This is a genomic window from Enterovibrio calviensis DSM 14347, from assembly GCF_000621165.1.
GTDB classification, from domain to species: domain Bacteria; phylum Pseudomonadota; class Gammaproteobacteria; order Enterobacterales; family Vibrionaceae; genus Enterovibrio; species Enterovibrio calviensis.
Genome location: NZ_JHZA01000010.1, coordinates 266,863 through 277,932, shown reverse-complemented (window position 1 = coordinate 277,932; position 11,070 = coordinate 266,863). Strand labels below are relative to the sequence as shown.

At 45.0% G+C, this 11,070-nt stretch carries 8 protein-coding genes; 3 read left to right on the top strand and 5 right to left on the bottom strand.

Annotated features, from left to right (window positions below; genetic code table 11):
- Window positions 1-1,776 precede the first annotated feature (1,776 nt).
- The 4 genes from Q365_RS0111105 to Q365_RS0111085 all read right to left on the bottom strand — a co-directional run bounded on the left by Q365_RS0111105 (window position 1,777) and on the right by Q365_RS0111085 (window position 5,666).
- Window positions 1,777-2,082: a hypothetical protein gene (locus Q365_RS0111105; RefSeq protein ID WP_028023413.1), complete on the bottom strand. Its 306-nt coding sequence runs from the start codon at window positions 2,080-2,082 to the stop codon at window positions 1,777-1,779.
- Window positions 2,083-2,196: 114 nt separating this feature from the next.
- A complete protein-coding gene (locus Q365_RS0111100) occupies window positions 2,197-2,652 on the bottom strand; it encodes a GNAT family N-acetyltransferase (RefSeq protein ID WP_211254252.1) in 456 nt (151 codons plus the stop codon).
- 432 nt (window positions 2,653-3,084) lie between these two features.
- The gene (locus tag Q365_RS0111095; protein ID WP_028023411.1) at window positions 3,085-3,606 is read right to left on the bottom strand and encodes a hypothetical protein; all 522 of its coding nucleotides are present in this window, start codon (window positions 3,604-3,606) and stop codon (window positions 3,085-3,087) included.
- A gap of 1,703 nt (window positions 3,607-5,309) precedes the next feature.
- Complete coding sequence (locus tag Q365_RS0111085) at window positions 5,310-5,666, bottom strand: DUF6404 family protein (RefSeq protein ID WP_028023410.1); 357 nt, start codon at window positions 5,664-5,666, stop codon at window positions 5,310-5,312.
- Between the two features lie 300 nt (window positions 5,667-5,966).
- Here Q365_RS0111085 and Q365_RS0111080 point away from each other — a divergent pair, with 300 nt between their 5' ends.
- Complete coding sequence (locus tag Q365_RS0111080) at window positions 5,967-6,929, top strand: integron integrase (protein WP_028023409.1); 963 nt, start codon at window positions 5,967-5,969, stop codon at window positions 6,927-6,929.
- A gap of 176 nt (window positions 6,930-7,105) precedes the next feature.
- Here the strand turns inward: Q365_RS0111080 and Q365_RS0111075 are convergent, their stop codons facing one another.
- Window positions 7,106-8,620 (bottom strand): fumarate hydratase, encoded by a 1,515-nt coding sequence (locus Q365_RS0111075; protein WP_028023408.1) that lies wholly within the window; start codon window positions 8,618-8,620, stop codon window positions 7,106-7,108.
- Between the two features lie 316 nt (window positions 8,621-8,936).
- Between Q365_RS0111075 and pabB the strand changes: the two genes are divergently transcribed.
- The gene (gene pabB, locus Q365_RS0111070; RefSeq protein ID WP_028023407.1) at window positions 8,937-10,304 is read left to right on the top strand and encodes an aminodeoxychorismate synthase component I; all 1,368 of its coding nucleotides are present in this window, start codon (window positions 8,937-8,939) and stop codon (window positions 10,302-10,304) included.
- A 49-nt stretch (window positions 10,305-10,353) separates the two neighbouring features.
- On the top strand, window positions 10,354-11,049 hold the full coding sequence (locus Q365_RS0111065; RefSeq protein WP_035024810.1) for a CoA pyrophosphatase: 696 nt from the start codon (window positions 10,354-10,356) through the stop codon (window positions 11,047-11,049).
- Window positions 11,050-11,070 lie beyond the last annotated feature (21 nt).

Below are 11,070 nucleotides of genomic sequence, written 5' to 3'. Positions count from 1 at the left end.
ACTTCCGCGGCTCACCGCCAACCCGCTTTAGAAACAAACCGATAAAGTTTCAATCACTGCCAAACCAGATACAAATCACCCGCTATGAAAAGCAGGTTTAGCTATCCAAAGCTCGAAGCAAAGTGCATTCATTATGAACACGGGATAACGTTCTAATAACGGGCGTTTACTAGCCCAAACTGATTGAAGCGCCTAAATCACAGCGTTTCTATGTAAAAATGCGCCACGAGTAAACGTCCGCGTTGATTTGCTTGTTAGCCCTTTCACCGTACTTTCGCGGCTTGCCGCCAGCCCGCTTTAGAAACAAACCGATAGAGCTTCAATCACGACCAAACCAGATACAAATCAACAGCGATGAAAAGCAGGTTTAGCTATCCAAACCTCGAATCAAAGTACCTTCATTATGAACACGGGATAACGTCGTTTTAAGGGGCGTAAAACATTAGCTTTACGCCAAAAAGCCACCGTAATCGCCATAAGTTGATATAAAAAAATTTGCGGAGATGTTTTGCGTCCGCCTTGAAAACCTTTGTTATAAAGCTGCCACCAAAACTTTTTGACTAGCCGCACCTCGCCTTTTGCCTTTGCAAGCAGCCCTGGGATGCTTGATTTGTTATGGCCATTGATGGCTTGTTTGCAACACTTTCAATGGTGAGCGGCGATCCAAAACCAAACCGCTTTTTTGTTGAGAAAACCACCGTGTTTGAGTTTCAAACTCACTGGCTTACATGTAAGTAAAATCACAGCGTATAACGTTCTAATAACGGGCGTTTACCAGCCCAAACTGTTTGAAAAGCCTAAGTCACAGCGTTTCTATGTAAAAATGTGCCACGAGTAAACGTCCGCGTTGATTTGCTTGTTAGCCCTTGCTCCGCACTTCCGCGGCTTGCCGCCAACCCGCTTTAGAAACAAACCGATAGAGCTTCAATCACGACCAAACCAGATACAAATCACCAACTATGAAAGCAAGTTTAGCTAGCCAAACCTCGAAGCAAAGTACATTCATTATGAACACGGGATAACGTTCTAATAACGGGCGTTTACTTGCCAAAACTGTTTGAAACACCTAAATCACAGCGTTTCTATGAAAAATGCGCCACGAGTAAACGTCCGCGTTGATTTGCTTGTTAGCCCTTGCTCCGCACTTTCGCGGCTTGCCGCCAACCCGCTCTAGAAACAAACCGAAGCTCGAGACCTCGACACTGTTGTTTGTTTAAACAACCAAGAAACAACATGTTGGATTTGAATTCAACTGGGCCAGCTAAGGTTTAAACGCTGGATACAAACCGATAAAGCTTCAATCACGACCAAACCAGATACAAATCACTAGCTATGAAAAGCAGGTTTTGCTATCCAAACCTCGAAGCAAAGTACATTCATTATGAACACGGGATAACGTTCTAATAACGGGCGTTTACTAGCCAAAGCTGAGTGAAGCACCTGATTCACAGTATTTCTATGAAAAATGCGCCACGAGTAAACGTCCGCGTTGATTTGCTTGTTAGCCCTTGCTCCACACTTTCGCGGCTTCGCCGCCAACACCCAAAAAACGCACCGTTTTGTGAATTCAACTTAGCAAAGATAGCCACATGATTTTGCATCGAGTTTGGGATTGGTTTGGTGAAGGTTTTGAGTTTAAACAACCTAAGACGAAGAGAGGAACGGTCTAGCCAAACATCACAAACTAAACACTGAGAAGAACTGAAGGATAATGCTTTGACTTACTGGTGGATGCGTGAAGGGCCGGAACGAACTGCAGCTACTTGTTAAGCATCTTCATAGCAATGATAACCATTCGATATTCTCAGACTGCGTGCTAACCATTACTGCAATATGGTTAGGATCCTTTGTAGCTACTGCAGGATCATCATTATCCAAGTCAAAATATACAGACCAATACTCTTGGCCCTCCTCAACTATCGTAATCCACGACATGCCGCGTTTTCTGCGATTAAGGATGGCGAGCCCAGTTTCGTAAGCCACAGGGATGTCGGATTGCTTTCTTTGCTCTTTAATAAAATTAGTAGCAAGTTCAACTGCTTTAGTTTCAGATATACTCATTTTTATGCTTAACGCTGGCATAACACGTTTATTACCATGCAAACCAACCTGAATTTTACTGTCTTAATCACGAAACCCTGGGCAAACCCAGAACGCCGAATGTAATAAATCGTGTTGATGCGATTGTTATGTTTATTAACTAACGTTGCGTGCAATCATTAATATTTCATCCGCAGAATATAGATTAGTAATCGTTGCTTCCACTTCTGCGCCTAATGTTGATTTATACAATTCTTGAGCAAAATTGTCGGCTCTCGTTGTAACAAACACATGCTTTAATACTGAGTCATTCTCTGCCAATTTTGCTTTTACTAATGGTAAAGAGTTCATGATTAAGCTGCGCCCAATACCTTTTCTTTGGTGGTTAGGAGAAACCGCTAATTGCTCAATTTCCATTACGACTTCAGGACGAAAACCACTTTTCTGAGTCCAAATAATATAACCAATAATCCCATTGCTATCTTCAGCGACAAAACACAAGACTCGCGGGAAAGCATTGAAATTACACACTAACCATTCATAAGATTGTTTCTGTCTTACGAAAGCTAATTTATGTACTTCTGCTGTATCATTTAAATCAGACTTTTCCATTAACCTCACTTTCATAAGTACCTCAATTTATTGGATAACGTTCTAATAACGGGCGTTTACTAGCCCAAACTGATTGAAACACCTGAATCACAGCGTTTCCATGTAAAAATGCGCCACGAGTAAACGTCCGCGTTGATTTGCTTGTTAGCCCTTGCACTGGACTTCCGCGGCTTGCCGCCAACCCGCTTTAGAAACAAGCCGACAAAGCTTTAATCACGACCAAACCAGATACAAATCACCAGCTATGAAAAGCAGGTTTAGCTATCCAAACCTCGAATCAAAGTACATTCATTATGAACACGGGATAACGCCGCATTAAGGTGTGAGCAACGCAACCACGGAACTTAACCAAACCACCGTAAACACGAAACCCAACGATGAAATGAAAAATGCCAAGCGTTGGGAATCACTCTTAAATGCTTTGTTATGTGCCTACTTCCAACGCTCCAGTTCCACTAACAAAGTTTTCCATTCATCTGAAGCAAACAATTTTTCTCGATTCTTTAGATTTTGATCTATCACTTGCTCTAACTTACCCCCATATTCTTTTAGTTCATTTACGTTCATAGAACTCTGAATATGTTGATTGCAACGTGCTGATTGTAAGCACAAGTTTTGGGCACAATGCGCAGCATCACCATTCTGATTTCGAGACTGAAGATGCCCCCACTCATATTTTATATAATCAATATCCCAGCCGTTTTTAGATGGAGAGTTCCAACAGTAAGGAAGTCCTGAGAGGGACTCAATATGAAAAAATGGTTTACGATCTTGAGCTTCAAAAATGAGGTCAACAAACTGCTTTATTGTTGACTCTGCACGATTTAAGGTAATTCGTTTATAGCCTGCATCTTTCAAGTGTTTAACTACTGTGCCGTAGCACCTTTCAATATCTACTTCATATGCTTGAACATTATTTTTTAAATTTTCACGATGCTCTAATAAGCTTTTCATTTTTCCAACCTAATTATTACTACTGCCTAGCACATAACGTTCTAATAACGGGCGTTTACCAGCTCAAACTGATTGAAGCGCCTAAGTCACAGCGTTTCTATGTGAAAATGCGCCACGAGTAAACGTCCACGTTGATTTGCTTGTTAGCCTTTGCTCCGCACTTTCGCGGCTTGCCGCCAACCCGCTATAGAAACAAACAGATAAAGCTTCAGTCACGATCAAACTAGATACAAATTACCAACTATGAAAAGCAGGTTTAGCTATTCAATCCTCGAAGCAAAGTACATTCATTATGAACACGGGATAACGTTCTAATAACAGGCGTTTACTAGCCCAAACTGATTGAAGCGCCCAAATCACAGCGTTTCTATGTAAAAATGCGCCACGAGTAAACGTCCGCGTTGATTTGCTTGTTAGCCCTTGCACCTTACTTTCGTGGCTTCGCCGCCAACACCCAAAAAACGCACCGTTTTGTGAATTCAACTGCGACCCTAAAGATAAAATCACTCAATAAAACCAAGGACGTTAAATTCAACTTAGCAAAGATTACTACATGATTTTGCGTCAAATATGGGATTGGTTTGAGGAGGGTTTTGAGATTATACAGCCTGCGACAGAGAGAGGAACTGGCCAGCCAAACATCGCTTTCTAAACACGAAAAGAACAGACGGATAACGTTCTAATAACGGGCGTTTACTAGCCCAAACTGATTGAAGCGCCTAAATCACGGCGTTTCTATGAAAAAATGCGCTACGAGTAAACGTCCGCGTTGATTTGCTTGTTAGCCCTTGCTCCGTACTTTCGCGGCTTGCCGCCAACCCGCTTTAGAAACAAACCGATAAAGCTTCAATCACGACCAAACCAGATACAAATTACCAGCTATGAAAAGCAAGTTTAGCCCGCCAATCCTCGAAACAAAGTACATTCATTGAGAACATGGGATAACGTTCGAATAACGGGCGTTTACTAGCCCAAACTGATTGAAGCGCCTAAATCACAGCATTTCTATGAAAAATGCGCCACGAGTAAACGTCCACGTTGATTTGCTTGTTAGCCCTTGCTCCGTACTTCCGCGGCTTGCCGCCAACCCGCTCTAGAAACAAACCACTGCACGAGACGTCGATACAATTGCTTGTTTAAACAACAAAGAAACAACAGCTTTGCTTTGAATTCAAATTCGTCAGTGACCGTTTCGACACTGGACACAAACCGATAAACCTTCAGCGAAGACCAAACCAGATACAAATCATCAGCTATGAAAAACAGGTTTAGCTATCCAAACCTCGAAGCAAAGTACATTCATTGTGAACATGGGATAACGTTCTAATAACGGGCGTTTACTAGCCCAAACTGATTGAAGCGCCTTAATCACGGCGTTTCTATGAAAAATGCGCCACGAGTAAACGTCCGCGTTGATTTGCTTGTTAGCCCTTGCTCCGCACTTTCGCGGCTTGCCGCCAACCCGCTTTAGAAACAAACCGATAAAGCTTCAATCACGACCAAACCAGATACAAATCACCAACTATGAAAAGCAAGTTTAGCTAGCCAAACCTCGAAGCAAAGTACATTCATTATGAACACGGGATAACGTTAAAATAACGGGCGTTTACTAGCCCAAACTGATTGAATCGCCTTAATCACAGCGTTTCTATGAAAAATGCGCCACGAGTAAACGTCCACGTTGATTTTCTTGTTATGGCGCTTTACTTATAGTGTTGCTGACACCAAGTTTCCCAGTTTGTTTCACCCAAAAGCTTTCGAGCCTTAATGGTGCGAAATACGTCGATAAATCCCATACAAACACCAAATAGAGATACTGAGACAAGATATGTTACCCAACTATTTGGCTCTGAATGCCAAAAAAATACCCACATCAAAGCTCCCCATAATAGCCCCATAAATAAGCCACGTGTTATGAGTATTTTTGCAGGAGATTGAAAAACTAGAGGCTTTTGGGAAGGGTCTTTATATCTAGACCAAATAAACGCTGTTGACTTAGTTAAATCTGCTGGGACACCCTTCTCAATTAGGTGTTTTTGAATGAATTCTGCCTTTTCCATCTTCGTCTCACTATACGTACGCTAGTTTGAATTCTAAGGCTTTATCAAAATTTATCGAGAATGATGATTGAAGTGGTGCGACTGACTTCAAAGCCAGACTGCGCTATAACAGTGTATTAGACACCCAAAGTGTCCAATAATAGCGTCTTAACCATTCGTGGTCTCTGAGCAACATATTGATTTCATGAATTCTTTCGGAAACCTCTCACAAATTGCCTGCGGAAATGCACCTATGCCCAATTGTGGCTACATTCCAAGCAAAGCGTAGACGTTTCCACCTTGTCGACATCAGGAAGAATCATGAAATCCCCCTATTTACTCTCAATCCAAAAATACATGTACAAACGCAGGTATGCGAAACGGACGACCGAGAGCTATTTAAGGTGGATAGCCTACTTCATTAGACATAACAGTATGCAACATCCAGATGACTTAGGTGATAAGGAAGTTGAGAATTTTCTCTGTTTTTTGGCCAACAAAAGAAACGTCGCTCAAAGTACTCAATCTCAAGCCCTAAACGCTTTGGTATTTCTATATCGTGAAATTGTTAAGTCACCTTTATCCGTATCACTGAACTATGTTTCCAGTTCAAAAAAGAAGAAACTACCTGAAGTTTTGACGCATGATGAAGTGCGAAGGTTTTTAAATTTGTGCCCAGAAAAACACAAGCTAATTTGCTCACTGCTCTACGGGAGCGGCCTAAGAATCATGGAGGCTGTCAGGCTCAGAGTGAAAGATATCGATTTTGAGTACAGTTGCATCAAAGTCATTGATGGCAAAGGTGGAAAAAGCCGTGTTGTGACGCTTGCTTCAGAACTACATCCCTTATTGCGGGCTCAAATTAAAATGGTTGAGCAGCAACTCTCTATCGATTTGGAGACCCCCGAATTCGGCGGGGTGTGGATGCCCCACAGGTTAAGGTACAAATATCAGGCCGAATGCAAAGACTTACCGTGGCAATATTTATTCCCATCATTAAATACCAGTGTGGATCCCGAATCTGGCGTGTTGCGCCGGCATCATATTGATGAAAAACCCGTGCAAAGATGCGTACGCTCGACGTCGAAGAGGGCAAACATTCAAAAGCACGTAACACCGCATACCTTGCGACACTCTTTCGCCACTCATCTTTTGCAATCAGGTGCAGACATCAGAACGGTTCAATCCCAGCTTGGTCACTCTGATGTACGAACAACCCAAATTTATACCCATATCCTTCAAAACGGGGCCAATGGCGTGAAAAGCCCTTTATCCGCAATTTAGGCAAGCTACCGCACCTAGAGGTCAATCCAGCAGCACGACTAGTGATGATTGTATCTTTCGGTGTGCACTATGAACGCCAAACTTTCCCCAACTTCGGCGCATTTCAAAATATCACGCACAAAAAAACCGCAGCCAAAACTGCGGTTTTTAATAAACGTCGAGATAGGGTTTAAGAATTAGCTATCCATCTCAGCGATTTTCACTTTCCACGTATCAGGGCCGATTTGGTGAGCGTTGTCTCCACGTGAATCGACGGCTACCGTCACCGGCATGTCTTCCACTTCGAACTCATAAATGGCCTCCATACCCAAATCTTCAAACGCCACTACGCGGGATTTCTTAATCGCCTTAGCAACCAAGTATGCTGCACCGCCCACTGCCATTAAATACACGGCTTTGTGCTGTTTGATAGATTCCACGGTGGCAGGGCCACGTTCGGCTTTACCAATCATGCCCATCAAACCGGTGTCACCCAGCATCATCTCGGTAAATTTGTCCATGCGTGTTGAAGTCGTTGGGCCTGCAGGGCCAACTGCTTCATCACCTACTGCATCAACAGGGCCGACGTAATAGATGAAGCGACCATTAAAGTCGACGCCTTCTGGCAAACCTTCACCGTTATTCAACATTTCTTGAATACGTTTATGTGCGGCATCACGACCAGTCAGAATTTTGCCGGACAGCAGAACGGTTTCGCCGGTTTTCCACTCTTGGATATCATCTTTACTGATGTTATCGAGGTTAACGCGACGTACGTTATCGCCCACTTCCCACGTCACTTCTGGCCACTCTTCCAGTTTTGGTGGCTGAAGGTCAGCAGGGCCTGAACCATCAAGCGTAAAGTGAACGTGGCGTGTTGCTGCGCAGTTCGGGATCAAACACACGGGCTTTGATGCTGCGTGTGTTGGCGCAGTTTTGATTTTCACATCAACAACTGTGGTTAAACCGCCAAGGCCTTGTGCGCCAATACCCAGTTTGTTAACACGGTTGAAAATATCCAAACGCAGTTCTTCTTCGGCGTTCACTGGGCCACGGTCGATCAATTCTTGAATGTCGATGTGTTCCATCAAAGATTCCTTCGCCAGTACCGCGGCTTTTTCAGCCGTACCGCCAATACCTATGCCCAGCATGCCCGGCGGACACCAACCCGCGCCCATGGTAGGAAGGGTTTTCTCTACCCATGCTGCCACGTCGTCTGATGGGTTTAGCATCACCATTTTGGTTTTGTTTTCTGAACCGCCGCCTTTAGCTGCGATTTGAATTTCAACGGTATTGCCCGGCACCATGTTGATGTGAACAACCGCTGGCGTGTTGTCTTTGGTGTTTGAACGCTTACCCGCAGGGTCAGCCACCACAGATGCACGAAGTGGGTTATCAGGGTTGTTGTATGCACGGCGCACACCTTCATCAACCATTTGTTGAACCGTCATATCACCTTCCCACTGAACATTCATACCAATGTTCACAAAGCAGGTGACGATCCCCGTATCCTGACAAATCGGGCGTTTGCCCTCGGCAGACATACGAGAGTTAATAAGAATTTGCGCGATGGCATCTTTTGCTGCTTGGCTTTGTTCCTTGTTGTACGCCTTTTCTAACGCTTGAACAAAGTCGATTGGGTGGTAGTAAGAAATGTACTGCAGGGCGTCAGCGACACTGTCGATGACGTCTTCCTTACGAATGACAGTCATAGTTGCCTCTTTCATTGTTATGATTCCTTGGCGCTGCCTGCTCGCTTATTGGTGCGGGCTAAACAGGGCTTCCAGTAAAGCGTTTGTATTATCAAAGCGTAGGCCGCTTTTCGAACAGCGACCTTTTGGTGTCTCTATTTATCAATAACGCTCACTCGGGCTTCATGCCCAAAAAATGCGTGACTGTTGCTTTCCACATGGTGCTCAGCGCTCAAACTGTCGATAGGTGACTTGAGAATAAACCCCGCGAATATGATACTCTTACGACTCTATCAGCGCCAATTGACGCTTCAATGCCGATCACAAAAACACGAAAATGACTGAATCCAGACGCACGCCCCTCGCTTTGCAGTTTCTTGAGTACTCACCGTCAGCGCTCACGTCACTCTTTTCTCGTATCGAACACCTTCCGTGGGCCATGTTGTTGCAGTCTGCTGCGCAATCTCACCCTGATAATCGATTCGATATTTTGGTTGCCGACCCTATCGCCACGCTTTGTCATGAAAATGGCATCAATCAGATCCGCCAACGTGACGGACGCACCTCGGCCAGTGAAACCGACCCGTTTGAAGAGCTTCACGCACTGCAAACGTCGTTACTGCCTAAGCTTGAGCCTATTGCACCATGGCCGTTCTTAGGAGGGGCACTTGGGTACTTTAGTTATGACTTAGGTCGTCAGGTCGAAACACTGCCATCACTAGCCTCTCAAGACATTGATATTCCCGATCTTGCCATCGGCATTTATGATTGGGCGATCATTGCCGATCATCAAGAAAAACAGCTGGTCGTCATTCAGCCTCAGGGCGATGATCGACTCGCATGGCTTGATAGCCATCATGTGCAAGACCACGCGGATTTTGAACTTGAAGGGCCATGGCAGGCGAACATGACACCGCAAAGCTACACCGAGAAATTCGACCGCGTTCAGGCGTACCTTCAATCGGGCGATTGTTATCAAATTAACTTGGCTCAGCGCTTTGAAGCGCCTTATCAAGGCAGTGAATGGGAAGCCTATCAACGGCTGGCGCGTATTAATGGTGCCCCATTTTCTGGATTCATCCGCATGGACGATTGCGCCATTCTTTCTGTGTCGCCAGAACGATTCTTGCAACTGCATGGCCAAGAGATAGAAACCAAGCCAATCAAAGGCACTCGTCCACGAAGTGATGACCCAAAAACAGACGCCGAGAACATTCGCTGTTTGCAGAATGCAGAGAAAGATCGCGCAGAAAATCTGATGATTGTGGACTTGTTGCGTAACGATATTGGCAGAGTGGCCTCGCCGGGTTCGGTAAATGTGCCTAAACTTTTTGATATTGAGACATTTCCAGCCGTTCATCACATGGTCAGTACGGTGACGGGAACACTCTCAGAGAATAGCCATGCGACAGATTTACTTCGTGCATGTTTCCCTGGTGGTTCCATTACTGGCGCACCGAAAGTTCGCGCGATGGAAATCATAGAAGAATTAGAGCCACACCGTCGCAGTATTTACTGCGGTAGCATGGGATACATCAGTAGATGTGGCACCATGGATACCAGCATTACGATTCGCACCTTGGTGTGCCATAAGCAGCGTGTTTATGCATGGGCCGGTGGTGGCGTGGTGGCGGACAGTGAAGCCGCATCGGAATACCAAGAAACATTAGACAAGCTCAGTAAGATATTACCCACCTTGTCATAGCCCAACTCTTCATCAGCAACACGGCCTTCGAAATACACGGGATGTGCGCATGGACAAAGCAACACGGATGACAAACACAGCCACGTCGAATCAATCGGCTCGCTCTGCGCCCAATATGCGCCAGAGCCCCATGCGCCCTCTTTCTCGTCACTGGCTCGTTCAACGATTTAGCTTAAGTCCGGGCTGTCAGTACGATGAACGCGTCATCAAACGTGCTACCGACGCTATGAAGCGCCAAACCCAAACCGAATTGCGCCCTGCCGCCGTGATGATTGCCCTTGCCGAACGAGAAGGGGAATTACATGTTCTACTCACCAAACGCGCGACACATCTGAAACATCACCCGGGGCAAATCAGCTTTCCGGGCGGTAAAGTTGAACGTTCAGACAAAGACATCGTTGAAACCGCCATCAGGGAGATGGAAGAAGAGATTGGTGTTACCGCTAATCGTACTGATCTGCTCGGCTCCCTTACCCCGCTGCCCACCGTAAGCGGCTACCTCGTCACACCAGTGATTGCCTTTGTTGATCCGAATTACGATGCCGTGATTGACGAAAACGAGGTCGACACGCTCTTTGAAGTACCACTTGCTCAGTTTTTGAGACGAAATGCTATACGCAAACAACCCTTCCAAGTTCGCGGAAACACCTATGACATTTATGCCATGACCTACCAAGATCACCTGATTTGGGGTGTTACCGCTCAGATTCTTCATGCCTTCAGTCAGCAACTTTGCTTAAACTAATTTTTAACTAATAAACTTTTG

Coding starts and splice junctions, on each gene's coding strand:
- Q365_RS0111105 (WP_028023413.1), bottom strand. CDS start 2,082: ATGCCAGCGTTAAGCATAAAAATGAGTATATCTGAAACTAAAGCAGTT.
- Q365_RS0111100 (WP_211254252.1), bottom strand. CDS start 2,652: ATGGAAAAGTCTGATTTAAATGATACAGCAGAAGTACATAAATTAGCT.
- Q365_RS0111095 (WP_028023411.1), bottom strand. CDS start 3,606: ATGAAAAGCTTATTAGAGCATCGTGAAAATTTAAAAAATAATGTTCAA.
- Q365_RS0111085 (WP_028023410.1), bottom strand. CDS start 5,666: ATGGAAAAGGCAGAATTCATTCAAAAACACCTAATTGAGAAGGGTGTC.
- Q365_RS0111080 (WP_028023409.1), top strand. CDS start 5,967: ATGAAATCCCCCTATTTACTCTCAATCCAAAAATACATGTACAAACGC.
- Q365_RS0111075 (WP_028023408.1), bottom strand. CDS start 8,620: ATGACTGTCATTCGTAAGGAAGACGTCATCGACAGTGTCGCTGACGCC.
- pabB (WP_028023407.1), top strand. CDS start 8,937: ATGACTGAATCCAGACGCACGCCCCTCGCTTTGCAGTTTCTTGAGTAC.
- Q365_RS0111065 (WP_035024810.1), top strand. CDS start 10,354: ATGGACAAAGCAACACGGATGACAAACACAGCCACGTCGAATCAATCG.